This is a genomic window from Streptomyces sp. Rer75 (assembly GCF_013414305.1).
Taxonomy (GTDB): Bacteria; Actinomycetota; Actinomycetes; order Streptomycetales; family Streptomycetaceae; genus Streptomyces; species Streptomyces himastatinicus.
In genome coordinates, this window is the sequence record NZ_CP058693.1 from 2,955,809 (window position 1) to 2,980,921 (window position 25,113).

Annotated in this window: 20 protein-coding genes; 10 read left to right on the top strand and 10 right to left on the bottom strand. The window is 71.8% G+C overall.

Annotation, left to right across the window (positions count from 1 at the left end):
* Positions 1-57 precede the first annotated feature (57 nt).
* Positions 58-3,279, top strand: a complete 3,222-nt coding sequence (locus tag HYQ63_RS12395; protein ID WP_179933866.1) for a bifunctional [glutamine synthetase] adenylyltransferase/[glutamine synthetase]-adenylyl-L-tyrosine phosphorylase — start codon at positions 58-60, stop codon at positions 3,277-3,279.
* A gap of 85 nt (positions 3,280-3,364) precedes the next feature.
* Here HYQ63_RS12395 and HYQ63_RS12400 read toward each other — a convergent pair whose 3' ends face one another.
* The 3 genes from HYQ63_RS12400 to HYQ63_RS12410 all read right to left on the bottom strand — a co-directional run bounded on the left by HYQ63_RS12400 (position 3,365) and on the right by HYQ63_RS12410 (position 6,220).
* Positions 3,365-3,736, bottom strand: a complete 372-nt coding sequence (locus tag HYQ63_RS12400; RefSeq protein WP_179933867.1) for a universal stress protein — start codon at positions 3,734-3,736, stop codon at positions 3,365-3,367.
* A gap of 33 nt (positions 3,737-3,769) precedes the next feature.
* Positions 3,770-5,188: a sugar porter family MFS transporter gene (locus HYQ63_RS12405; protein ID WP_179933868.1), complete on the bottom strand. Its 1,419-nt coding sequence runs from the start codon at positions 5,186-5,188 to the stop codon at positions 3,770-3,772.
* 81 nt (positions 5,189-5,269) lie between these two features.
* A complete protein-coding gene (locus HYQ63_RS12410) occupies positions 5,270-6,220 on the bottom strand; it encodes a sugar phosphate isomerase/epimerase (protein WP_179933869.1) in 951 nt (316 codons plus the stop codon).
* A 408-nt stretch (positions 6,221-6,628) separates the two neighbouring features.
* On the opposite strand from HYQ63_RS12410, the gene HYQ63_RS12415 reads away from it, so the two are divergent.
* Entirely contained in the window at positions 6,629-7,612 is a 984-nt protein-coding gene (locus HYQ63_RS12415; protein ID WP_179933870.1) for a LacI family DNA-binding transcriptional regulator, read from the top strand.
* A 46-nt stretch (positions 7,613-7,658) separates the two neighbouring features.
* On the opposite strand, the gene glnA is transcribed toward HYQ63_RS12415, so the two are convergent.
* Positions 7,659-9,020, bottom strand: a complete 1,362-nt coding sequence (gene glnA, locus HYQ63_RS12420; RefSeq protein WP_179933871.1) for a type I glutamate--ammonia ligase — start codon at positions 9,018-9,020, stop codon at positions 7,659-7,661.
* A 426-nt stretch (positions 9,021-9,446) separates the two neighbouring features.
* Between glnA and HYQ63_RS12425 the strand changes: the two genes are divergently transcribed.
* From HYQ63_RS12425 to HYQ63_RS12440, 4 genes are all read left to right on the top strand, one after another.
* Complete coding sequence (locus HYQ63_RS12425; RefSeq protein ID WP_179933872.1) at positions 9,447-11,048, top strand: multicopper oxidase family protein; 1,602 nt, start codon at positions 9,447-9,449, stop codon at positions 11,046-11,048.
* Positions 11,049-11,126: 78 nt separating this feature from the next.
* Positions 11,127-12,896 (top strand): NAD+ synthase, encoded by a 1,770-nt coding sequence (locus HYQ63_RS12430; protein WP_179940013.1) that lies wholly within the window; start codon positions 11,127-11,129, stop codon positions 12,894-12,896.
* A 98-nt stretch (positions 12,897-12,994) separates the two neighbouring features.
* The gene (locus HYQ63_RS12435; RefSeq protein ID WP_179933873.1) at positions 12,995-13,417 is read left to right on the top strand and encodes a YciI family protein; all 423 of its coding nucleotides are present in this window, start codon (positions 12,995-12,997) and stop codon (positions 13,415-13,417) included.
* The gene (locus tag HYQ63_RS12440) at positions 13,410-14,555 is read left to right on the top strand and encodes an RNA polymerase sigma factor (protein WP_179933874.1); all 1,146 of its coding nucleotides are present in this window, start codon (positions 13,410-13,412) and stop codon (positions 14,553-14,555) included. Before HYQ63_RS12435 ends, HYQ63_RS12440 begins: the two co-directional genes overlap by 8 nt.
* Positions 14,556-14,560: 5 nt before the next feature.
* On the opposite strand, the gene HYQ63_RS12445 is transcribed toward HYQ63_RS12440, so the two are convergent.
* Positions 14,561-15,343, bottom strand: coding sequence for an alpha/beta fold hydrolase (locus tag HYQ63_RS12445; RefSeq protein WP_179933875.1), 783 nt, complete (start codon positions 15,341-15,343; stop codon positions 14,561-14,563).
* A gap of 10 nt (positions 15,344-15,353) precedes the next feature.
* Positions 15,354-15,983, bottom strand: coding sequence for a TetR/AcrR family transcriptional regulator (locus tag HYQ63_RS12450; RefSeq protein WP_179933876.1), 630 nt, complete (start codon positions 15,981-15,983; stop codon positions 15,354-15,356).
* A gap of 81 nt (positions 15,984-16,064) precedes the next feature.
* Between HYQ63_RS12450 and HYQ63_RS12455 the strand changes: the two genes are divergently transcribed.
* Positions 16,065-16,991 (top strand): NADP-dependent oxidoreductase, encoded by a 927-nt coding sequence (locus HYQ63_RS12455; protein ID WP_179933877.1) that lies wholly within the window; start codon positions 16,065-16,067, stop codon positions 16,989-16,991.
* 64 nt (positions 16,992-17,055) lie between these two features.
* Here the strand turns inward: HYQ63_RS12455 and HYQ63_RS12460 are convergent, their stop codons facing one another.
* The 4 genes from HYQ63_RS12460 to HYQ63_RS12475 form a co-directional block, all read right to left on the bottom strand.
* Positions 17,056-18,261, bottom strand: coding sequence for an MFS transporter (locus HYQ63_RS12460; protein ID WP_179933878.1), 1,206 nt, complete (start codon positions 18,259-18,261; stop codon positions 17,056-17,058).
* 141 nt (positions 18,262-18,402) lie between these two features.
* Positions 18,403-19,428, bottom strand: coding sequence for an endonuclease/exonuclease/phosphatase family protein (locus HYQ63_RS12465; RefSeq protein ID WP_179933879.1), 1,026 nt, complete (start codon positions 19,426-19,428; stop codon positions 18,403-18,405).
* 215 nt (positions 19,429-19,643) lie between these two features.
* On the bottom strand, positions 19,644-20,282 hold the full coding sequence (locus HYQ63_RS12470) for a TetR/AcrR family transcriptional regulator (RefSeq protein ID WP_179933880.1): 639 nt from the start codon (positions 20,280-20,282) through the stop codon (positions 19,644-19,646).
* On the bottom strand, positions 20,279-21,874 hold the full coding sequence (locus HYQ63_RS12475) for an MFS transporter (RefSeq protein ID WP_179933881.1): 1,596 nt from the start codon (positions 21,872-21,874) through the stop codon (positions 20,279-20,281). The genes HYQ63_RS12470 and HYQ63_RS12475 overlap by 4 nt, the downstream gene beginning before the upstream one ends.
* A gap of 266 nt (positions 21,875-22,140) precedes the next feature.
* Between HYQ63_RS12475 and panB the strand changes: the two genes are divergently transcribed.
* From panB to HYQ63_RS12490, 3 genes are all read left to right on the top strand, one after another.
* Positions 22,141-23,019 (top strand): 3-methyl-2-oxobutanoate hydroxymethyltransferase, encoded by an 879-nt coding sequence (gene panB / locus HYQ63_RS12480; RefSeq protein WP_179933882.1) that lies wholly within the window; start codon positions 22,141-22,143, stop codon positions 23,017-23,019.
* Between the two features lie 122 nt (positions 23,020-23,141).
* A complete protein-coding gene (locus HYQ63_RS12485; protein ID WP_179933883.1) occupies positions 23,142-24,164 on the top strand; it encodes an ATP-binding cassette domain-containing protein in 1,023 nt (340 codons plus the stop codon).
* A gap of 115 nt (positions 24,165-24,279) precedes the next feature.
* Positions 24,280-25,104: an ABC transporter permease gene (locus HYQ63_RS12490; RefSeq protein ID WP_179933884.1), complete on the top strand. Its 825-nt coding sequence runs from the start codon at positions 24,280-24,282 to the stop codon at positions 25,102-25,104.
* The last annotated feature ends 9 nt before the right edge of the window (positions 25,105-25,113 follow it).

Below are 25,113 nucleotides of genomic sequence, written 5' to 3' on the forward strand. Positions count from 1 at the left end.
AGCGGGCCTTGATCACGGCAGGGCGTGGGACGGAGACACGGGACGGAGGCGGCGCGCATGGCCGTACCGCAGGGACGCAGGAGCAGCACCTTCACCCGGCTGCTCCGGCACGGCTTCACCGACCCCTCCGCCGCTCAGCGGCTGCTGGACTCGCCCGAGGTGGCGGGCGTGCGGGCCGACTCCGTGCTGCTGGACGCGCTCGGCGGGACCGCCGATCCGGATCTGGCGCTGCTCGGGCTCGTGCGGCTGGTGGAGGCGCTGCCCGAGGAGGCCGGGGACGGGGACGAGGCGGGGTCGCGGCAGGCGCTGCTGGACACGCTGGTCACCGCGAAGCCGCTGCGGGACCGGCTGCTGGGGGTGCTCGGGGCGTCCGAGGCGCTGGGTGATCATCTGGCCCGGCATCCGCAGGCCTGGCATGCGCTGGTGACGTACGAGCCCGCGGATCTGCATCCGACGACGCCCGAGTTCGAGCAGGCGCTGGCCGAGGGGATCTGGGGCGGGCCGGGGGCGGGGATGCCGCGGCCGGACGCGCTGCGCGTGGCGTACCGCCGGGCGCTGCTGGCGATCGCGGCCCGTGATGTGTGCGGGACCACCGATGTCACGCAGGCGGCGGCCGAGCTGGCGGATCTGGCGACGGCGACGCTGCGGGCGGCGCTGGAGATCGCGGCCGAGGAGCAACCCGAGGACGCCGCGGCGTGCCGGCTGGCGGTGATCGGGATGGGGAAGTGCGGCGGGCGCGAGCTGAACTACGTCTCGGACGTCGACGTGATCTTCGTGGCGGAGTCCGTGGACGGGGTGGAGGAGGGCAAGGCCGTGCAGGCGGCCACCCGGCTGGCCGCGCGGCTGATGCGGATCTGCTCGGACGTGACCATCGAGGGCACGATCTGGCCGGTGGACGCCAATCTCCGGCCGGAGGGGCGCAACGGCCCGCTGGTGCGGACGCTCTCCAGCCATCTGGCCTACTACCAGCGGTGGGCCAAGACGTGGGAGTTCCAGGCGCTGCTGAAGGCCCGGCCGGTGGCGGGCGACGGTGCGCTCGGGCAGGCGTACGTGGACGCGGTGGCGCCGCTGGTCTGGCAGGCGGCCGAGCGCGAGAACTTCGTTCCCGATGTGCAGCAGATGCGCCGCCGGGTCGTCGAGAACATCCCGGTCGCCGAGATCGACCGGGAGCTGAAGCTGGGTCCTGGCGGCCTCAGGGACGTCGAATTCGCCGTGCAGATGCTCCAGTTGGTGCACGGGCGGACCGATGAGTCGCTGCGCAGCGGCACCACCCTGGATGCGCTCGCCGCGCTGGCCGCGGGCGGCTACGTGGGGCGCTCGGACGCGGCCGCGCTGGACGAGGCGTACCGCTTCCTGCGCTCCATGGAGCACCGGATCCAGCTGTACCGGCTGCGCCGCACCCATCTGGTGCCGGAGGACGAGGCGGATCTGCGGCGGCTGGGCCGGTCGCTGGGCTTCCGTACGGAGCCGGTGGCCGAGCTGGGGACGGCGTGGCGGCGGCACGCGCGCGAGGTGCGGCGGCTGCACGAGAAGCTGTTCTACCGGCCGCTGCTGGACGCGGTCGCCCAGCTGGAACCGGGCGAGGCCCGGCTCAGTCCCAAGGCGGCGGGGCAGCGGCTCGAGGCACTGGGCTACGCAGATCCGTCCAGCGCCCTACGTCATTTGGAGGCTTTGGCGTCCGGTGTGTCCCGGAAAGCAGCCATTCAGCGTACGCTGCTGCCCGTGCTGCTGGGCTGGTTCGCCGATTCCGCAGACCCGGACGCCGGGCTGCTGGGCTTCCGCAAGGTCTCCGACGCGCTGGGCAAGACGCCCTGGTATCTGCGGCTGCTGCGGGACGAGGGCGCGGCCGCGGAGAATCTGGCGCGGGTGCTCTCGGCCGGGCGCCTCGCCCCCGATCTGCTGCTGCGCGCCCCGGAGGCGGTCGCCCTGCTCGGCGACCCGGGCGGGCTGCGACCGCGCGGGCGGGAGCATCTGGAGCAGGAGGTGCTGGCCGCGGTGGGCCGCGCGGACGGCGCCGAGCAGGCGGTGGCCGCGGCGCGCGGGGTGCGGCGTCGCGAGCTGTTCCGTACGGCGGCGGCGGATGTGATCGAGAGCGCGCGGCTGGCCAACGGGTCGGTACGGCCCACCGTGAGCTGGCCGCCGCCGGGCGGCGAGGAGACGCGCACCGGCGCCACCAAGGCCACGCCGCCCGCCGTACCGTCGAAGGCGCCCGAGGTGCCCCGTGCGCTGCGCGACTCGGAGCCCCACGTTCCGGCCCGTCCCGCCGCCCATGCGGCACCGGCCGAGGAGGAGCCGACGGACCCGGCCACGCTGGCCGACTTGGTCGGCGACGCCGTCTCCGACCTCAACGCGGCGACCATCGCGGGCGCGCTGCGCGCCGCGGTCCGCGACACCTGGGGCGACGAGCTGCCCACCCGCTTCGCCGTGATCGGCCTGGGCAGGTTCGGCGGCCATGAGCTGAGCTACGGCTCGGACGCGGACGTGCTGTTCGTCCACGAGCCGCGCGACGGCGCCGACGAACAGGAGGCCTCGCGCGCCGCGTTCGCCGTGGCCAACGAGATGCGGCGGCTGCTCCAACTGCCCACCGCCGATCCGCCGCTGCTCATCGACGCCGATCTGCGCCCGGAGGGCAAGTCCGGCCCGCTGGTGCGCACCCTCGCCTCGTACGCCGCGTACTACCGGCGCTGGTCGCTGGTCTGGGAGAGCCAGGCCCTGCTGCGCGCCGAACCGGTCGCGGGCGACCCGGACCTCGGGGCGCGCTTCATCGAGCTGATCGACCCGCTGCGGTATCCGGCCGAGGGGCTGGGCGAGGACGCCATCCGCGAGATCCGCCGTCTCAAGGCCCGGATGGAGTCCGAGCGCCTGCCCCGCGGCGCCGACCCGACCACCCACGCCAAGCTGGGCCGCGGCGGTCTCAGCGATGTGGAGTGGACGGTTCAGCTGCTCCAGATGCGCCACGGCTGGGCGGAGCCGGGGCTGCGCACCACCCGCACCCGCCGGGCCCTGGCCGCGGCGCACGCGGCCGACCTGATCAGCACCGAGGACGCCCAGACCCTGGACGAGGCCTGGGTGCTGGCCACCCGGGTCCGCAACGGCGTGATGCTGGTCCGCGGCCGCCCGGGCGACACCTTCCCCAGCGACTCGCGCGAACTGGCCGCGGTGGGCCGCTACTTGGGCTACGGCCCGGGACACGTCGGCGAGATGCTCGACGACTACCGCCGCACGACGCGCCGTGCGCGGGCCGTGGTGGAGCGGCTGTTCTACGACTACGAGGACTGACGCCCCGCCGCCGAAGGGCGCGTCGCGCGGGGTGCCGCTGGGGGACGGCAGTTCGGCAACCGAACCGCCCGCCGCCCCCCCTGGTTCACGGGGACTGGGCGGCCGGGGGCTTGACGGCGATGACGGGGACGGGGCTCTGCAACAGCAGCCGCTGGCTGACGCTGCCCAGCAGGGCCTTGCCCACCGGGGAGCGGCGGCGGATGCCGATGACGAGCCGGTCGATGCCGGGGCGGGCCTCGATCTCGTCGAGGACGGCGTCGACGGGGTCCCGGTCGCCGGGGCCGCTGCGTTCGACGAGCGTGATCGTGACGTCTTCCGGCAGACCGGAGTGGTCCAGCGCCGACAGGCGCAGGTTGACGACCACCAGATCGGTGACCAGCAGCCGGGCTTCGGTGATGCCCGCGGCCAGCGCCTGGTCTCCTTCGCGGCCCTCGGCGACGGCAGTCATGACGGTCATGATGGGTGAACCCTTCTCTCACAAGGGGGCGGATCAGGAGTAGCGCGCGCGGAAGTCGTCCTCCAGCTCCTCCAGCGAGCGGTCCTTGGTCTCGGGGACGCACTTCCCGATGAACGCGAGGGCCAGCACGCCGAAGGCGGCGAAGGCGAGGAAGGTGTTCGAGATGCCCATGGCCTTCACCACGGGCGGGAAGCCGAGGGCGACCAGGGCGTTCGCCATCCACAGGACGAAGATGCTGATGCCGATGGCCATGCTGCGGATCTTCAGCGGGAACATCTCGGAGAGGATGAGCCAGACCAGCGGGCCGATGGTGGCCTGCATGGAGAAGACGAAGAGCACGACGAACACGAGGATGAACCAGGCCTTCGCGCTGCCGTCGGGCATCAGCATCGCGGAGAGGCCGACCAGCAGGTGGAACGTCGTGGTCAGGGCGAAGCCGCCGAGCAGCATGGTGCGCCGCTTGATCTTGTTGATGACCGACAGGCCCACGGTGATGCCGATGACGCTGAAGGCGCCGTTCAGGGTGTTCGCGATGATGGCCGAGTCGCCCGAGAACCCGGCGTCGCCGAGGAGCTGGGTGCCGTAGTACATGACGGAGTTGATGCCGGTGAACTGCTGACAGATGCCCAGCCCGGCCCCGATCAGGATGAGCAGACGGACCCAGCGCACCCCGAGGTCCACCGCACCGGCGGTCTTGGCGGCCCGCTCCTCCTCGGCGAGCCGGTGGACCTCGGCCATCTCGGCTTGGGCGCGCTCGGCGGTACGGACCTGGGACAGGACCGCGAGGGCCTCGTCGTCCCGGCCCTGGGCGACCAGCCAGCGCGGGCTCTCGGGCAGCCGCAGCATGCCGATGAACAGCCCGATCGCGGGCAGGACGGCGACCAGGAGCATGATCCGCCAGACGCCGTCGCTCTCGCCCCAGATGTTGAAGATGAGCGCGTTGATGACGAACGCGGCGAACTGGCCGCTCACGATCATCACCTCGTTGCGGGTGACGATGCTGCCGCGGCGTTCGACCGGGGCGATCTCGGCCAGGTAGACCGGCACGGTCGCCGAGGCGCCGCCCACGGCGAGCCCGAGGATGAACCGGAACAGGGCGAGGATCTGCCAGTTCGGCGACAGGACGCAGCCCAGGGTGCCGAGCACGAACACCAGGGCCAGCATGAGGATGTTGTGGCGGCGGCCGTACCGGTCGGACAGGGCTCCGCCGATCATGGCGCCGAAGGCGGCACCGAAGACCAGGATGCTGACGACCACTCCCTCGGTGAACGCGGTCAGACCGAGATCGGCGGTGAGCGGTTCGAGAGCACCGTTGATCACGCCGGTGTCGTAACCGAACAGCAGGCCGCCGAAGGTCACGATGACGGAGACCAGGCCCAGGCGGCGCGAGTGGGGTCCCGGTGCGTCCGGAGGCAGTCCGTGGGAGGCGGGGCTTGGGCTGGTCCTGGTCATGCCTGTGGCTCCTCTTCGAGCATTCGTGAGGGGGACGTGAGGACGTAAGGAGGGGGACGTAAGGGGTCCGGCTCCGCCGGGCTACCGCGCCGCCGCGGCCGGCCCGCCGGTGAGCGCGGCGCGCAGCAGGTCGACCGACCGGCGGACTCCGTCGGTGGGGGTGCGGGCGAGGTCTTCGTGCTCGATGCTCAGCGTTCCCGCGTAACCGGCCGCGCGGAGTGCGGTGATGAACGCGGACCAGAAGTCGGTGCCGCCGGGGTGGCCGTCGCCGAGGGTGACGTAGTTCCAGGACCGGTCGTCGACGCGGTGGAACGGCAGGGTCTCCAGCCGGGACGTCAGCCCCTGCCGCTCGGCTTCGAGCCGGGTGTCCTTGGCGTGCACGTGGTAGATGGCGTCGCCGAGCGCCTGGACGCTGCGGATCGGATCGGCGCCCATCCACATCAGATGGCTGGGGTCCATGTTGGCGCCGACGACGGGGCCGACCGCCTCGCGCAGGCGCAGCAGGGTCGGGGCGTTGTAGACGAGCTGGTGGGCGTGCATTTCCAGGGCCAGCCGCACACCGTGGTCCCGCGCGAAGCCGACGAGCTGCCGCCAGTACGGAACGGCGGCCTCCCACTGGCGTTCCAGCATTTCGGTGTTCTCCGGCGGCCAGCAGGTGGTGATCCAGTTGGGGGTGCTGTCGCCCGGTGCGGCCGGGAGCCCGGACATGCAGACGACCGTGTCCACGCCGAGCAGACCGGCGAGGCGGATCGTGCCGTGGACGACGCGGTCCTGCTCGGCGCCGGTGACCGGGTGGAGCGGATTGCCGTTGGCGTTGAGCGCCGAGATACGCAGCCCCCGCCCGCTCACCGCCGCGCTCAGTTCGGCACGGGCGGCCTCGTCGGAGAGCAGGCGGTCGAGGTCGACATGCGGCGCGGCGGACCAGTTGCCGGTGGCGAATTCGACGGTGTCGAGCCCCAGGTCGGCGGCGAGGTCCAGCGTTTCTTTCGTGGTCAGCGCCGAGACGCTGTCGGTCATCAGTCCAATGTCCATGCTCGTGTCTCCTCAGTGAGGGCGCGGGGGGACCGGGTTCAGGGCGGGGGCCGAATGGCGGGCGGGCCGTGTTGACGGCGGGCCGTGTTGGGGTGGGGACCGTGCGTTCCACGGGTCGTCCGGCCGTGGGGCAACAGCGGTGGCGGGGTGGCCTCGACGGGTGCGGTTGTCCCCGTGCCGGGTGGGTGCGGGCATGGTTCAGCCGCTGCCGACAGCGCCCGCCCGTCGTGTGTGACGAACTGCTGGGCGCTTGTTCGTACTACTAATACGTACTAGTTCCCCGGTACTATGAGCCGCGGTGTGAGGCATGTCAATACCTGAACGCGGGAGGCGCGCATGCGAGACCCAGGGGGCACCGGCGGACCGGGCGAGCCCGCAGCGGCACCCGTTCGCCCCAAACGCCCCACGATGTCCGACGTCGCGGCACGCGTCGGAGTCTCACAGGCCCTCGTGTCCCTGGTGTTCCGCAACCAGCCCGGCGCGAGTTCCCTGACCCGCCAGCGCGTGTTCCAGGCGGCCGAGGAGCTGGGGTACCGCCCCGACACCGCCGCCCAGCTGCTGCGCCGCACGCGCAGCCGCCAGCTGGGCGTGCTCTTCACCATGCGCCACCCGTACGACGTGGGCATCGTCGAGGCCCTCTACCCCGCCGCAGAGAAGCACGGCTACCACCTCGCGCTCAGCGCCATGGTCGCCACCCGCGACGAGCGTCAGGCCGTGGAGCAGCTGCTCGGCCTGCGCAGCGAGGCGATCATCATCATCGGCGCCGAGTCCAGCCCGCAGAACCTGGTCACGGTCGCGGGCCACACGCCCCTCATCGAGATCAACCCGTGCACGAGGGCGGCCGGTGTGGACGTCGTCCGGACCGCCAACAGCAAGGGGATACGCCAGGCCGTCGACCACCTCACCGGGCTCGGCCACCGCGCCATCGCCCACATCGACGGCGGCGCGATGCCCGCCGCCGACGAGCGGCGGCGCGGATACCGCACCGCGATGCGGCGCCACGGGCTCGCCGAGCACATCCGGATCCTCCCCGGCGACTACACCGAGGAGTCCGGCGCCCGGGCGGCCCGGGAACTCCTCCAGCAGGGCGAGCTTCCCACCGCGATCATCGCGGGCAACGACCGCTGCGCCCACGGCGTGCTCAACACGTTCCTGCGCGCCGGTCTCACCGTGCCGACGGACGTGTCCATCGTCGGCTACGACGACAGCCAGCTCGCCCAGCTGTCCTTCATCGACCTCACGTCCGTGCGCCAGGACGCCGCCGAGGTGGCCCGGCTCGCCGTCCAGGCAGCCGTCGAGCGACTCGACGAGGGGCGCACCGTCGACCGGGACATCATCCTCGACCCCGCCCTCGTCATCCGCGGAAGCACCGGCCCGCCCCGCGCCCGCTGAGCGGGCCGGAGCGGGGCCGGGACGGGGTAAGGGCCGGGGCAGGGGCTCACAGCACCGGCAGGCTCTTGCGCAGCTCGAAGGGGGTCACCTCGGAGCGGTACTCCTCCCACTCCTGCTTCTTGTTCCGCAGGAAGAAGTCGAAGACGTGCTCGCCGAGCGTCTCGGCGACCAGTTCGCTGCGCTCCATGAGCGTGATGGCCTCGCCGAGGTTCTGCGGCAGCGGCTCGATGCCGAGCGAGCGGCGCTCGGCGTCGGACAGCGCCCAGACGTCGTCGTCGGCACCGGCCGGGAGTTCGTAGCCGCCCTCGATGCCCTTGAGGCCGGCGGCCAGCAGGACGGCGTAGGCGAGGTAGGGGTTGGCGCCGGAGTCCAGGGAGCGGACCTCGACGCGGGTGGAGCCGGTCTTGCCGGGCTTGTAGAGGGGGACCCGGACGAGGGCGGAGCGGTTGTTGTGGCCCCAGCAGATGTACGAGGGGGCCTCGCCGCCCGCGCCCGCGGTGCGCTGGGAGCCGCCCCAGATGCGCTTGTACGAGTTGACCCACTGGTTGGTCACGGCGGAGATCTCCCCGGCGTGACGGAGCAGCCCGGCGATGAAGGAGCGGCCGACCTTGGAGAGCTGGAACTCGGCGCCCGACTCGTAGAACGCGTTGCGGTCGCCCTCGAAGAGGGAGAGGTGGGTGTGCATGCCCGAGCCGGGGTATTCGGAGAACGGCTTCGGCATGAAGGTGGCCTGCACGCCCTGCTCCAGCGCGACCTGCTTCATGACCAGGCGGAAGGTCATGATGTTGTCGGCGGTGGAGAGCGCGTCGGCGTAGCGCAGGTCGATCTCCTGCTGGCCGGGGGCGCCCTCGTGGTGCGAGAACTCGACCGAGATGCCCATCGATTCGAGCATGGTGATGGCCTGGCGGCGGAAGTCCATGCCGATGTTCTGCGGGGTGTGGTCGAAGTAGCCGGAGGAGTCGGCGGGCACCGGGCGGGTGCCGTCCATCGGCTTCTGCTTGAGCAGGAAGAACTCGATCTCGGGGTGGGTGTAGAAGGTGAAGCCGAGGTCGGAGGTCTTGGCGAGGATGCGCTTGAGCACGTAGCGCGGATCGGCGAAGGAGGGGGAGCCGTCCGGCATCAGGATGTCGCAGAACATCCGGGCGGTCCCGGGGGCCTCGGCGCGCCAGGGCAGGATCTGGAAGGTGCCGGGGTCCGGCTTGGCGATCATGTCGGACTCGTAGACCCGGGCGAAGCCCTCGATCGCGGAGCCATCGAAGCCGATGCCCTCGTCGAAGGCGCCCTCCAGCTCCGCGGGTGCGACGGCCACGGACTTGAGGAAGCCGAGGACGTCGGTGAACCACAGCCGCACGAACCGGATGTCGCGCTCTTCCAGGGTACGGAGCACGAACTCCTGCTGCTTATCCATGGTCCCCTATCCTTGCAGGTCAAACGGCTCTTTCAGCGGGCGCGGGGCACCTCGACGGCCCCAGTATCACGCGGCGGGGTTTCGGCGAGGTTTCGGACCCGCCCGGACCCGCTCCTCGCGCTCCGACACGATGTGTGCATCGTACTTTCATGCGGCCCGCTTCCGGACCCGTGCGTTCGGCGACTCAAGGCCGCCTCCGGTTCCGAGATACCCCTTTTGATACCCCTTGGGGGTAAGCTGTCATATAGTCATGATCATCAGAGAATGAGACCGGGGAGACGGCGGTGCGCGAACACCACCGGCTGCTGGTGCAGCGCATAGAGCGGCGCGTCCGCCGCGTCCCGCCCCGATAAGGGGAGCGAGGGACGCGGCGGACGCGCCGGCCGCTCATGCGCACATCTCCCACCAGCATTGGGGTGCTCACTCATGCACGAACCCTCTCGCCGCGCCGTGCTCGGCGCGGGAATCGCCGTCGCGGGCGGCGGTCTGCTCGGCGCCTGTAGTCCCTCGGGCGGCGAATACGGAATGGACAACTCGGGGCTGGACGGGCACGCGGGACCGGCCGCGGCGCCCCCGTCGGAGTACATCTCCCCGCACGGCCCGGAGGTCCGGGACCGGGAACACCGGCGGGGGCCCGGACCGGTCCGGCGGGTCCGGCTCACCGCCACCGCCACCACGCTGGACCTCGGCGCCCGCAAGGTGAAGTCCTGGGCGTACGAGGACCAGGTGCCCGGCCAGGCGCTCCGGGTCACCGCGGGCGAGACCCTCGCCCTCACCCTGGTCAACCAGCTGCCGCAGCCCACCACGCTGCACTGGCACGGCATCCGGCTGCGCAACGACATGGACGGCGTCCCGGGCATCACCCAGCCGCCGATCAAGACCGGCGCGGCCTTCGACTACCGCTTCACGGCGGTCAACCCCGGCACGTACTGGGTCCACCCCCACACCGGCGTCCAGCTCGACCGGGGGCTGTACGCGCCGCTGATCGTCGAGGACCCGAAGGAGCCGCTGACGTACGACAAGGAGTGGATCGTCGTCCTCGACGACTGGCTCGACGGGGTGGGTGGCCGCACCCCGGACAAGGTGCTGCGGCAGCTGAACGGCGGCCGGACCATGGCCCACGGCATGGAGACGGGCGCGAGCGGCATGCCGCTGATGTCCCGGCACGGCGGCGCACCGCCCCCCTCCCCCGCCCCCTTGGCCCTGTCCCGCCCACTGGCCGTTGCCACGAGCGAGCTGCTGGGCGGCGAGGCGGGCCACGTCACGTACCCGTACTACCTCATCAACGGGCGCACCCCCGACTCCCCGCAGGTCTTCCGGGCCAAGCGCGGCGACCGCATCCGGATCCGGATCATCAACGCGGGTGGCGACACCGCCTTCCGGGTGGCGCTCGGCGGCCACAAGATGACCGTGACCCACACCGACGGCTACCCCGTGCAGCACACCACCACCGACGCGCTGCTGCTGGGCATGGGCGAGCGGTACGACGTGCTGGTGACCGCGAAGAGCGGGGTGTTCCCGCTCGCCGCCCTCGCCGAGGGCAAGAAGCGGTCCACGCTGGCCGTGCTCCACACGAGCGGCAAGAAGTCCAGGAAGTTCAAGCGCCCCAAGGAGCTGGACGGCAAGCTGATCCGGGCGGCCCAGCTGAAGGCCGCGGAATCGGTACGGCTGGAGCCGCGCCCGCCGGACCGCACGCTCAGGCTGCGGCTCACGGGCTCGATGCGGAAGTTCGACTGGGCGATCAACGGCAGACCGTACGACCCGACGCAGCGCTATCCGGTGCGCGCGGGCGAGCGGGTGCGGCTGACCTTCATCAACGGCACCCCGATGTGGCACCCGGTGCATGTGCACGGCCACACCTACCAGCTGCCGGACGGCGGACCGCGCAAGGACACCACGATCCTGCTGCCGCACCGGAAGGTGAGCGTCGACTTCGACGCGGACAATCCGGGGCTGTGGATGGTCCACTGCCACAACGTCTACCACTCGGAATCGGGGATGATGACCATCCTTGGTTACCAAAAGTAACCGCGACCGGGGCCGGGTCCGGCCCGGGCGAGGAGACCTCGGACACGCACCGGCTATCGCGTCAGACAGACGATTACACTGGGCGCCGTGCCTCAACTTCGCCTCGCTCTGAACCAGATCGACTCGACCGTCGGCGACCTCGCCGGAAACGCCGAGTCGATAGTCCACTGGACCCGGCACTCCGCCGAGCAGGGCGCCCATCTGGTGGCGTTCCCCGAGATGGCGCTGACCGGGTACCCCGTCGAGGACCTCGCGCTGCGCTCCTCCTTCGTCGAGGCGTCGCGCACCGCGCTGCGCGCGCTGGCCGAGCGGCTGGACGCCGAGGGCCTCGGCGAGCTGCCGGTGATCGTCGGCTATCTCGACCGCAGCGAGCGGGCCCGGCGGTACGGCCAGCCGGCCGGCTCCCCGCAGAACGCCGCCGCCGTGCTGCACCGCGGCTCGATCGTGCTCACCTTCGCCAAGCACCATCTGCCGAACTACGGCGTCTTCGACGAGTTCCGCTACTTCGTGCCCGGCGACACCATGCCCGTCGTCCGCGTCCACGGCATCGACGTCGCGCTCGCCATCTGCGAGGACCTGTGGCAGGACGGCGGCCGGGTGCCCGCCGCCCACTCCGCCGGGGCCGGGCTGCTGGTGTCGATCAACGCCTCGCCGTACGAGCGCGAGAAGGACGACACCCGGCTGGACCTGGTCCGCAAGCGCGCCCAGGAGGCGGGCTGCACCACCGCGTACCTGGCGATGATCGGCGGCCAGGACGAGCTGGTCTTCGACGGCGACTCGATCATCGTCGACCGCGACGGCGAAGTGATCGCCCGCGCCCCGCAGTTCGCCGAGGGGTGCGTCGTGGTCGACCTCGACCTGCCCGCCGCCGACCCGGACGCGGTCCCGGAGGGCGTCGTGGACGACGGGCTGCGCATCGACCACCGCACCCTCTCCGCCGCCCCCCTCCCGGCCTACGACCCGGAGCCGGGCCTCGCGGGCGGCGAGGCGGAGCGGCTCGGCGACGACGAGGAGATCTACACCGCGCTGGTGGTGGGGCTGCGGGCGTATGTCGCGAAGAACGGATTCCGCAGTGTGCTGATCGGGCTCTCCGGCGGCATCGACTCCGCCCTCGTCGCGGCGATCGCGTGCGACGCGGTGGGCGCGCAGAACGTCTACGGCGTGGCCATGCCGTCCCGCTACTCCTCCGAGCACTCGATCGGCGACGCGACGGAGCTGGCGCGGCGCACCGGGCTCAACTTCCGCACCGTACCGATCGCCCCGATGTTCGACGCCTACATGGGGTCGCTGCACCTCACCGGGCTCGCCGAGGAGAACCTCCAGTCGCGGCTGCGGGGCACGATGCTGATGGCGATCTCCAACCAGGAGGGCCACATCGTCCTCGCCCCGGGCAACAAGTCCGAGCTGGCGTGCGGGTACTCGACGCTGTACGGGGACTCCGTGGGCGCGTACGGCCCCATCAAGGACGTCTACAAGACCTCCATCTTCCGGCTGGCGAAGTGGCGCAACCGCGCCGCGGAGGAGCGGGGCCAGACCCCGCCCATCCCCGAGAACTCCATCACCAAGCCGCCGAGCGCCGAGCTGCGCCCGGGCCAGGTCGACACGGACTCCCTCCCGGACTACGACGTGCTCGACCGGATCCTGGAGCTGTACGTGGACCGCGACCAGGGCCGTCAGGAGATCGTCGCGGCGGGCTACGACGATGAGCTGGTGACGCGGATCCTGCGGCTGGTCGACACCGCGGAGTACAAGCGGCGCCAGTACCCGCCGGGGACGAAGATCTCCGCCAAGGGCTTCGGCAAGGACCGCCGCCTGCCGATCACCAACCGCTGGCGCGAACGCGGCTGAAAATTAATTCCGGCGGCCATGTCGAGAACCCGTGACCGGCTCCGTCCTCGGGGTGAAGGCGACCACAATGGGTCGCACCAGCACCGAGGAGAACCATCATGGCCAAGTACTTGCTGCTCAAGCACTACCGCGGCGCCCCGGCGGCGGTCAACGACGTACCCATGGCCCAGTGGGCGCCGGAGGAGGTCTCGGCGCACATCGCGTACATGAACGACTTCGCGGCCCGGCTGGAGAAGACGGGCGAGTTCGTCGACGGTCAGGCGCTCGCCCCCGAGGGGACGTGGGTCCGGTACGACGGTGAGGGGCGCCCGCCGGTCACCGACGGCCCGTTCGCCGAGACCAAGGACCTGATCGCCGGGTGGATGGTGATCGACGTCGACAGCTACGAGCGGGCCGTCGAACTCGCCGGGGAACTGTCGGCCGCCCCGGGCGCGGGCGGGAAGCCGATCCACGAGTGGCTGGAGGTGCGGCCGTTCCTGACCGCGCCGCCCACCATTCCGGAGTGCCACGTCCATGGATGAGGCACTGCTCCGCAGCCTCACCCCGAGCGTTCTCACGATCCTCGTCCGCCGCGGAGCCGACTTCGCGGCGGCCGAGGACGCCGTACAGGACGCGCTGGTCGAGGCGGTCCGTACGTGGCCGGACGACCAGCCGCGGGACCCGAAGGGCTGGCTGGTCACCGTGGCCTGGCGCAAGTTCCTCGACGCCACCCGCGCGGACACCGCCCGCCGTCGGCGGGAGGACCGCGTCGACGAGGAACCGGCGCCCGGGCCCGCGCCCGCGGTGGACGACACGCTCCAGCTCTACTTCCTGTGCGCCCACCCGTCGCTGACGCCGTCCTCCGCGGTCGCGCTCACGCTGCGCGCCGTCGGCGGGCTGACCACCCGCCAGATCGCCCGGGCCTATCTGGTGCCCGAGGCGACCATGGCGCAGCGCATCAGCCGTGCCAAGCGCACGGTCTCCGGCGTGCGGTTCGACCAGCCCGGCGATGTCGCCACCGTGCTGCGCGTCCTCTACCTGGTCTTCAACGAGGGCTACTCCGGCGATGTCGACCTCGCCGCCGAGGCCATCCGGCTCACCCGGCAGCTCGCGGCCCGGGTCGACCACCCCGAGGTGGCGGGGCTGCTCGCGCTCATGCTGCTCCACCACGCCCGGCGCGCCACCCGGACCGCGCCCGACGGCAGCCTGGTGCCGCTCGCCGAGCAGGACCGCGGCCGGTGGGATACCCGCTCGATCGCCGAGGGCGTGGAGATCCTCCAAGCGGCGCTCGCCCGCGACCGGCTGGGCGAGTTCCAGGCCCAGGCCGCCATCGCGGCACTCCACGCCGACGCGCCCACGGCCGAGGAGACCGACTGGGTGCAGATCGTGGAGTGGTACGACGAGCTGGTGCGGCTGACCGACAGCCCGGTCGTCCGGCTGAACCGCGCGGTGGCCGTCGGGGAGGCCGACGGACCGCGCGCCGGGCTGGCGGCGCTCGCCGCGCTGGACGACGACTCGTTGCCCCGCCGTGCCGCGGTGGCGGCGTACCTCCATGAGCGCGACGGCGACCTGGCGACGGCGGCGCGGCTGTACGCCGAGGCGGCCCACACCGCGCCCAACCTCGCCGAGCGCGACTACCTGACGCGGCAGGCCGCCCGCCTCAACACCCGGGGTCGCTGACGGGGCTACGCGGTGGCGGCCAGGAAGTCGCGTATCAGGGTCAGCCACTGCGACGGGGCCTCCACGAAGGGGAGGTGGCCGGTGGGGAGTTCGGCCAGCTTCGCGTCGGGGATGCCCGAGGCGACCTCGTGGTGGTGGTGCGGGGTGACCATCGCGTCGTGGGTCGTGGAGATCACCAGGGTGGGGACCGCCACGTGGGGCAGGTCCGCGCGGACGTCGGCCCGGGTGCCCAGGAGTACCTGGTCGACCGCGCCCGGCGGGATGGAGTCGCGGGACGCGGCGATCGTGGCGGCCAGTTCGTCGGAGGGCATCCGGTCCAGGTAGGGCGCTCCGGCGCCGAGCAGCGCCGCCCAGCGGGCCACCGCCTCGTGGCCGTCGTCGGCGCGCAGCAGCCGCAGCCAGTCGTCCAGCAGGAGCCGCATCCGCGCGCTCGGGTGCGCGAAGGCGGCGGTGAGGACGAGGGCGGTGACCCGGGAGGGGTGGCGGGTGGCCGCGCGGACGGCGAGCGGGGTGCCCAGGGAGTAACCGGCGATGGCGAAGGTGTCCAGGCCCTCGTCGACGGCGGTGGCGACGAGCGCGTCGGCGAGCCCGTCCAGGTCCAGGGGGCCGGTCGCGCGCGGGGTGCGGCCCGAGCCGGGGTAGTCGGGGCCGACGACGCGGTGGTGGGCGGCCAGGCCGTCCAGCAGGGGGCCGTAGTTGCCGTCGATGGAGCCGGTGGCGCCGTGGGCGAGGAGGAGCCCGGGGCCGGAGCCCCGGACGGTGCGTCCCAGGGGGGATGTGGTGATCATGCCCGGGACGCTAAAGCCTCACATCAATGGGAAAGTCAAGCGGCGCGGGCGGCGGCAGGGGCGCGGGCGGGTCGGCCGGGTGGGCGCGGAGGGACTGGAGCAGCAGGGCCACCAGGCGGCGGGAGGCGGCGCGCGCGGCGGCCGGGGGCTCCGCGTCGAGGCCCCCGTTGGCCAGGATCAGCAGCTTGAGGTCGCCCGGTACGAAGTCGGGGCGCAGCTGTCCGCTCCGCTGGGCGCGCCGCGTCAGCTCGGCGAAGCGGCGCGCGTTGTGGTCGCGGACGCGCGCGTAGTCGGTGGTCATCGAGTCGAGGAGGGTGGCGGTGAAGCCGCGGTCCACGGCCTGCGTGTCGCAGACCTTCTCGATGACGGCGCAGAAGCCGCGCCAGGGGTCGGGATCGTCGAGGGCGGCGTCGAGGGTCGCGACGCACCGACCCATCTGGACGGCGAAGGTTTCGGCGATGAGCGCCTCTTTGGTGGGGAAGTGGCGGTAGAGCGTCGCGGGTCCCACTCCGGCGCGGCGGGCGATGGCGCGCATCGGCACATCGAGCCCGTGGGCGGCGAAGGCGGCGCGGGCGGCCTCGGTGATGAGCTGGCGGTTGCGCCGGGCGTCGGCGCGCTTCCGAGACGGTTCGTCGGTCATGCTCTCTCACTTTAGGCGCAAACGGACGCCCTGTTCCGATTCGCTGTTAGCGTCGGCCGCAGTCGAGCGAGAGGTACCGGAATGTTCGCTTTGCAGTATTCCGAGCAGGGCCCGCCGGAGGTGCTCACCGTCGGGGAGGCCGAGGAGCCGCACGCAGGGCCCGGCGAGATCCGTATCGCGGTACGGGCCGTCGGGGTCACCCCGGCGGACTGGAAGCTGCGTTCGGGGGCGCTGCCGATCGAGGTGCGGCTCGACTGGCCGCACATCCCCGGGATCGACGCCTCGGGGGTCGTGGACGAGGTCGGGGAGGGCGTCGACGGCGTCGCGGTCGGGGACGCGGTGTTCGGGGTGGTCGACTTCGAGAACTTCGGGGGCGCGGCGGCCGAGTTCGCCGTGCTGGTCGCCTGGGCGGCCAAGCCGGACGCGCTGAGCTGGGAGGAGGCGGCCGGGGCGGGCGGCAATGTGGAGACCGCGACCCGCGCCCTGCGGCTGCTGGACGTCGGCGAGGGGAAGACGCTGCTGGTCGAGGGCGCGGCCGGGGGCGTCGGCACGGTGGCGGTCCAGCTGGCGGCCGCCCGGGGGGCCACCGTGATCGGTACGGCCCGGGAGGCGAACCACGCGTTCCTCGCCGGGCTCGGGGCGACGCCCACCACCTACGGCCCCGGCCTCGGGGAACGGGTCGCGGCGCTGGCGCCCGGCGGTGTCGACGCGGTGCTGGACGCGGCGGGCTCGGGCTCGCTGCCGGATCTCGTCGCCCTCGCGGGGGACGCGAAGCGGGTGGTGTCGGTGGCCGATATCGGCGCGCATGAGCACGGCGTCCATCTGACCTGGGCCCGCAGCGGGGACGCGCCCGGCTACGAGGGGCTCGCGGTGGCGGCGCGACTGGCCGCCGAGGGCCGGTTCCGGGTGCCGCTGCACGAGGTGTTCCCGCTGGCGGACGCGGCGAAGGCGCATGAGGTGAGCGCCGCGGGCCATGTCCGGGGGAAGATCGTGCTGACGGTGCCGTAAAGCCGTCGACACGAACGCGCCCCCGCCACAACGGCGGGGGCGCGTCTGCGTACGTACGGAGCGGTCAGCGCACCTCGGACAGCGTGGGCACCGAGTCGCTGCCCGCGACGACCCGGGACTTCTCCGAGGACCCGCGGTCCAGCAGGCCCGCCGTCGCCGCTATCGCCAGGCCGACCACCGCGAGCACCGCGCCGACCAGGGTCGGGGAGGTCCAGCCCCAGCCGGCGGAGATGGCGACGCCGCCGACCCAGGCCCCGCCGGCGTTGGCGAGGTTGAAGGCGGAGTGGTTGGAGGCGGAGGCGAGGGTCGGGGCGTGCTTCGCCTTGTTCATGACGAGCATCTGGAGCGGGGTGGTGGTCATGAAGCCCACCGCGCCGAGCAGGACGACCGAGACCAGCGCCGCCCACTTGATGTGCACGGTGAAGTTGAACACCACCAGCATCACGGCCAGCGCCGTCAGCGACCCGTACAGCGTGGGCCGCAGCGCGCGGTCGGTGAGCGGCCCCGCGACCAGCGCGCCCAGGGTCATGCCGATGCCGAAGAGGGCGAGCACGATCGTGACGGAGGACTCGGCGAAGCCGGTGACCTCGGTCACCATCGAGGCCAGGTAGCTGTAGACGGCGAAGACGCCGGCGAAGCCGAAGACCGCGGTGAGCAGCCCGAGCAGCACCTGCCGGTTGCCGAGGGCGCGCAGCTCGTGGGCGAGGCCGCCGTGCTGGTCCTGCGGCACCTGCGGGACGAGCCGGGCGAGCGAGGCCATGGCCAGGACGCCGATGCCGGTGACGACCAGGAAGGTGGCGCGCCAGCCCAGACCCTGGCCGAGCGCGGTGCCCACCGGGACGCCGACGATGTTGGCGATCGTCAGGCCCAGGAACATGGTGGCGACCGCGCGGGCCTGCCTCTCCTCGCTCACCAGCCGGGAGGCGACCACCGCGCCGACACCGAAGAACGCGCCGTGCGGCAGCCCGGCGAGCACCCGCCCGGCGAGCAGCAGCCCGAACGAGGGGGCGAGCGCGGAGGCGAGGTTGCCGACCGTGAAGAGCGCCATCAGCAGGACGAGCATGCGTTTGCGCGGGATGCGCGCACCGAGGGCGGTGAGCAGCGGGGCGCCGATGACGACGCCGATGGCGTAGGCGGAGACGAGGTAGCCAGCGGTCGGCACCGAGGTGCCCAGATCGTCGGCGACGTTGGGCAGCAGGCCCATCATCACGAATTCTGTGGTGCCGATACCGAAGGCAGAGATCGCGAGAGCGAGCAGTGCCAGGGGCATGAGAGACCTTTCACAAGCGGTAAGGAAGGAGCATCGTGCGATCGTGCGTATGTTCTCTACCGGAACAAAGTCTCTCACGCGCTTTATTTCCTGAGCACCATCCTCAAGGTGAACAGCTTGTTAGATCTTCGATTGGCAGGCTCAGAGAGTGACCGACGCCGCTACCGGAAGGTGGTCGCTGCCGGTCTGCTGAAGAGTCCAGGCCGAGACCGGGTTCACCCCGCGCACCATGATCTGGTCGATGCGGGCCATCGGGAACGAGGCGGGCCAGCTGAAGCCGAAGCCGTCGCCCGCGGCGCCCTGCGCGGAGCGCATCTGCGAGGTGACGGAGGCCAGCGAACGGTCGTTCATCGTGCCGTTCAGGTCGCCGAGCAGGACCACCTTGTCCAGCGGCTCGTCGCGGATGGCCTCGCCCAGCGCGTCGGCGCTCGCGTCGCGCTGCCCGGCGGTGAAGCCCGCGTTGAACTTCACGCGCACGGACGGGAGATGGGCGACGTAGACGGCGACCTCACCGCCCGGCGCGGTGACGGTGGTGCGCAGCGCCCGGGTCCAGCCCATCTTGATGTCGACCGGCTTGGTCCCGGACAGCGGGTACTTGCTCCACACCCCGACCGTGCCCTGCACGGCGTGGTAGCGGTAGGTGCTCTTCAGCGCCTTCGCGTACGTCGGCACGGCCTTGGTGGTCAGCTCCTCCAGCGCCACCACCTGCGCGCCCGAGGCGGCCACGTCCTTCGCGGTGGTCACCGGGTCGGAGTTGTCGGCGTTGACGTTGTGGGTGACGACGGTCAGGTCGCCGTCGCCGCCGGACTTGTCGGAGAACATCAGCCCGCCGAACAGGTTCAGCCAGACGGTGACCGGCAGCACCAGCGCCAGCAGGGCGATCGCCGACCGCCGCACCAGGCCGAGCACCAGCAGCAGCGGGAGGAACACCCCCAGCCAGGGCAGGAAGGTCTCCAGCAGGCTGCCGAGGTTGCCGACGCGGTTGGGGATGTCGGCGTGGAAGACCATGATCAGCGTGAGCAGGACCGCGAACACCGCGAGCACCAGACCGCGCCGCCAGATTCCGCGGCTGCGCCGGAGCCGGTCGCGCAGGCGACCGAACCGGGAGTCGGTCCACTGGGGTGCGTCCCCGGACTGTCCCGTCTCCTGCGTGTACGCCTGCACCATGCGTTGTCCGTCCCTCACTTGCCGCTGCCCGCCTATCGCTCACGACCCTAGGCGATGACCAGGGCATTCCCGACGCCCCCACCGGGCGTCCCTGCCCGGTGGACGCCCGGGCGGTACGCAGGGGTTCCGGTTCCCGCGACAACGGGGGCGGTTGTGACGCAACAGGCACAAAGGCATCGGGACGTGCCGTCCGTCATACGCTCGCACACGCCGTCTCAGCCGTGTGCCGAGACCCCCTCCAGAACGGTGTCCACGATCCGTTCGGCCAGCCCCTCCGGCAACTCCCGCCACTCGTGCAGGATCGCGCGCGACAGCATCGGCCCGGTGAACAGGTCGGCCAGCAGCTCGGGATCGATGTCCGCCCGGATCTCACCGCTCGCGACGCCCCGGCGCAGCACCGACCGCAGCAGTTCCCTGCGGACCTCGATGACGTTCTCGTCGTACGCCCGCCACAGCTCCCGGTGGGCGTGCATCTGGGCCAGGATGCTGCGCATCAGGGCGGAGTTGCGCTTGGCCAGCCCGCGCCGCCGCATGAACTCCAGGATGGTGACGAGGTCGTCGCGGACCGAGACCCCGGCCGGTCGGGGGCCCGGCTCCTCCAGCGACCGCAGGACGTCCAGCATCAGCGCGTCCTTGCCCGGCCAGCGGCGGTAGACGGTGGCCTTGCCCACCCCCGCCGCGCGCGCGATCCCCTCGATGGACAGCGCGCCGACGGATGAGCCCTCCTCCAGCAGCCGCAGCGCGGCCTCGATGATCGCGGCGTCGGTGGCGGCGCTGCGCGGCCGCCCGCGCGCCGAGGGCCCAGCCGGGCCGGATGCCGCGTCGGCCCGGGCTTCGGTGTGCGGCGCGGTCATCGGTCGGCCCCCGCCCCGGCCTTCTCCCGCTGCTGCCCGCTGCCGGGGGCGCCACCGTCCGCGTCCTTGCCGGGCAGGAAGGCCGCCACGACCAGCGCGCCGAAGAGGGCGACCCCGGACGAGCCGAGCGCGGTGAGGTGCATCGCGTGGATGAAGGAGTCGTGCGCGGGGCCCAGCAGCGCCTGCCCCGAGGGCCCCATGCGCTCGGCGAGGGCGACGGTGGCCTCGATGGACTCGCCCGCCGAGTGCCGTACGGAGGCGGGCAGCCCGGGGACGGCGGCGAGGGTGTCCTGGATGCCCTCGCGGTACGTGGCGGAGAGCACCGAGCCGAGGACGGCGACCCCGAGCGCGCCGCCCACCTGCCGGAAGGTGTTGTTCAGGGCCGAACCGGAACCGGCCTTCTCGCGCGGCAGCGCCTGCATGATCGCGGTGGTGACCGGGGGCATGATGTGCGCCATCCCCGCGCCCTGGAAGAAGAAGAGCACCTCCAGCACCCACAGCGGCGAGTCGGTCTCCAGCAGCAGGAACCCGGCCATGGTGGCGGCCACCAGCAGCATGCCGACCGTGCACACCGCGCGGGCACCGAACCGCTCCACGACCAGCCGGGCGCGCGGCGCGAACAGCAGCTGCGCAACGGCCAGCGGCAGGAGCAGCAGCCCGGAGTCCAGGGCGCTGAAGCCGCGCACGCTCTGGATGTAGAAGACCATGAAGAAGGTCACGCCCATGAGCGCGAAGAAGACCAGCGCGACGGCGGCGATGGCGGCCGAGAAGGCGGGGTTCCGGAAGTAGTTGATGTCGATGGCCGGATGGTCGCTGCGCTTCTCGTGCCAGACGAACAGGCCCAGGACGACGAGCCCGGCGCCGACCGTGCCCAGCACCTGGGGGTCGGTGAAGTCGGCGAGCTGGCCGCCCTTGATGATGCCGTACACCAGCAGCACCAGCCCGACCACGGACAGCAGCACGCCCAGCGGGTCCAGCCGTCCGGGCGCCGGGTCCCGGGAGTCGGGGACGAGCAGCACCATCGCGACGATCCCGGCGGCGACGACCGGGACGTTGACGAAGAAGACCGAGCCCCACCAGAAGTGCTCCAGCAGCAGACCGCCGGTGATCGGCCCGATGGCGATGGCGAGGCCGACCGCGGCGACCCAGATGCCGATGGCCTTCGCCTGCTCCTCGCGCTCGAAGACGTTGACCAGGATGGCCAGAGTGGCGGGCATCACGAAGGCCGCGCCCAGGCCCATCAGCGCCCGGAAGCCGATCAGCTCCCCGGGCGAGCCGGAGAAGGCGGCGAGCACCGAGCCGATGCCGAACACGGCCATGCCGCCGAGCAGCACCTTCTTGCGGCCGAGCCGGTCGCCGAGGAGCCCGGCGGTGAACAGCAGCCCCGCGAAGACCAGCGTGTAGGCGTTGATGGCCCACTCCAGCTGGCTCTGGGTGGCGCCGAGACCGGTGGGCTCCGGGGTGGCGATGGTCTTCATCGCCACGTTGAGTATCGAGTTGTCCAGGACGACGACCAGGACGCTGATCATGAGGACGACCAGGATCGCCCACCGTCTGCGGTGGATCGCCTCGCCGGAGGGTGCTGCTGCCATGCGGCCCAGGCTAAGACCGTTTCGATACGGTCCCGTCTCGTATGGGAAAGACTTTGCGAGCCTTTGTCCATCGAATGTCCATCCGTGCGCGATTGTCCTCGGCTCGCCGCGTGCGCACCGGGTGCTCGCCGCGTGCTCACCGAAGGCTCACCGCGTGCCCATCGTGGCCAGCGCCCCACTTTCGCCCCGTCGGGAGGCGTGCCAGCATGGGGGTGGTCCGGGGACGCCGTCAGGGCGCCTCGAGATGACGAACAGGAGCCGTCGTAATGACGCACGTCAGCCCTGCGCGCAAGCCACAAAATCCGGAAGGGCAACCGTCGAAGGCGCTGTACGGGGGGACGACATCCCGCCGCATCACCGTCCGTGACATCGCCGCCGCCAAGGAGCGCGGCGAGAAGTGGCCCATGCTCACCGCGTATGACGCGATGACCGCCTCCGTCTTCGACGAGGCGGGCATCCCCGTCATCCTGGTCGGCGACTCGATGGGCAACTGTCATCTGGGCTACGAGTCCACCGTGCCCGTCACGATGGACGAGGTCGCCCTGCTGTCCGCCGCCGTCGTACGCGGCACCAAGCGCGCCCTCGTCGTCGGCGACCTGCCCTTCGGGTCGTACCAGGAGGGCGCGGTCCAGGCACTGCGCAACGCCACCCGGCTGATCAAGGAGGCCGGGGTGGGCGCGGTCAAGCTGGAGGGCGGCGAGCGCTCCGCCCACCAGATCGACCTGCTCGTCCGGTCCGGCATCCCGGTCATGGCGCACGTCGGCCTCACCCCGCAGTCCGTCAACGCGTACGGCGGCTACCGGGTGCAGGGGCGCGGCGAGGAGGCCGCCCAGCAACTGCTGCGCGACGCCAAGGCCGTCCAGGACGCGGGCGCCTTCGCCGTCGTCCTGGAGCTGGTCCCGGCCGAGCTGGCCGCCGAGGTCACCCGCTCGCTGCACATCCCGACCATCGGCATCGGCGCGGGCGTCGAGTGCGACGCCCAGGTGCTGGTGTGGACGGACATGGCGGGCCTGACCGGCGGCCGGGTGCCGCGCTTCGTCAAGCAGTACGCACAGCTGCGGGAGGTGCTGGGCGGCGCGGCCCGCGCCTTCGCCGAGGACGTCGTCGGCGGGGCGTACCCGGCCGAGGAGCACTCCTTCCACTGAGCACCCGTTCCACTGGGACACAGAGCCATCGCGGTACATCGACAGCCCGCCGACCGTCCCCCGTCGGCGGGCTGTCTGCTGCTTGTCGGTGATCTGTCGGCGGCGGGTGTCACGCTTACTCCATGACGCGACAGGAACACAAGATCAGGGACGGCAACGCCGTCGAAGTACGGGGGCTGGTCAAGCACTTCGGCGACACCAAGGCGGTCGACGGGGTGGATCTGGACGTGCCGGAAGGCACCGTCCTCGGTGTGCTCGGCCCCAACGGTGCCGGGAAGACCACCCTCGTCCGCTGTCTGTCCACCCTGCTGGTGCCGGACGCCGGCACCGCCGTCGTGGCGGGGTACGACGTGGTGCGGCAGCCGAGGCAGTTGCGCCGCACGATCGGTCTGACCGGGCAGTACGCCTCGGTCGACGAGAAGCTCTCCGGCTGGGAGAACCTGTACATGATCGGGCGGCTGCTCGATCTGTCCCGCAAGGAAGCCCGCTCGCGCGCGGACGCCATGCTGGAGCGGTTCTCGCTGACGGACGCCGCGAAGCGGGCCGCGGCCACCTACTCCGGCGGTATGCGCCGCCGGCTGGACCTGGCGGCCTCCATGATCGGCCGCCCCGCGGTGCTCTATCTGGACGAGCCGACGACCGGGCTGGACCCGCGCACCCGCAACGAGGTGTGGGACGAGGTCAAGCGCATGGTCGCCGACGGCTCCACGGTGCTGCTGACCACCCAGTACATGGAGGAGGCCGAGCAGCTGGCGCACGACCTCACGGTCATCGACCGCGGCAAGATCATCGCCGAGGGCCGGGTGAACGAGCTGAAGGCCAAGGTCGGCGGGCGCACCCTCCAGATTCGCCCCTCCGACCCCGGTGAGCTGAACCGCATGGTCGGCGCCATCGCGCAGGCCGGGCTCGACGGCGTCGGCGGCGCGACCGCGGACGTGGAGGAGGGCCTGGTCAACGTGCCGATCGTCAGCGACGAGCAACTGACCGCGGTGATCGGGCTGCTCGGCGAGCGCAACTTCGCGATCGCCGGGATCGACACCCATCTCCCCAGCCTGGACGAGGTGTTCCTGGCCATCACCGGCCAGAAGACCTCGACCCCCGAGGACACCACGAACGACAAGGCCCTTGAGGAGGTTGCGGCGTGAGCGACGCACGCGAGGCCGCCGGACCGCACTCGAAGACGATAGCCGCGCCTCTGCGCCGAGCGGGCGGCAGTGACATCAGCCGCTTCCGCGGCGGGGCGAACGAAAGGGACACAGCATGAGTGCGGCAACGATGACCGCGTCCGCCAAAGACCTGCCCGACGAGGGGCGGATCGGGCTGCGGGCCAATCTCCGGCACATCGGCGCGCTGGTGCGCCGCAACGCCCTCCAGATCAAGCAGGACCCGGAGTCGATGTTCGACGCCCTGCTGATGCCGATCGTCTTCTCGCTGCTGTTCACCTACGTGTTCGGCGGCGCGGTGTCGGGCGGCGACCGCGGCGCGTACGTCAACTACTTCATCCCCGGGATGATGGCGATGGGCGGGCTCAACATCGCCATGTCGGTCGGCACCGGCGTCAACGACGACTTCCGGAAGGGGGTGATGGACCGCTTCCGTACGATGCCGATCGCCCGCTCCTCGGTGCTGATCGCCAAGCTGATCGTGGAGACCGGGCGGATGCTGGTGTCCACCGTCATCCTGCTGATCATGGGCTTCATCATGGGCTTCGAGCTGAAGACCGGCCCGGCCGAGCTGGCGGTCGCGGTGGTCCTGGCCCTGGCCTTCGGCTCCTCGCTGACCTGGATCTTCATGCTGCTGGGGCTGTCGCTGAAGACACCGCAGGCGGTGCAGGGCATCGGCTTCCTGGCGATCATGCCGCTCCAGTTCGGCTCGTCGATCTTCGCGCCGACCAACACCATGCCGGACTGGCTCCAGTCCTTCACCAAGTACAACCCGCTCTCCCAGCTCGCCGACGCCGCACGGTCGCTGACCAGCGGCCACGGCCCGCTCGCCCATCCGGTGACCGTCGCCCTGGTGTGGGCGGTGGCCATCACGGTGATCACGGCGCCGCTGGCGGTGCGGAAGTTCCGCACCAAGACCTGAGCGAAGGGT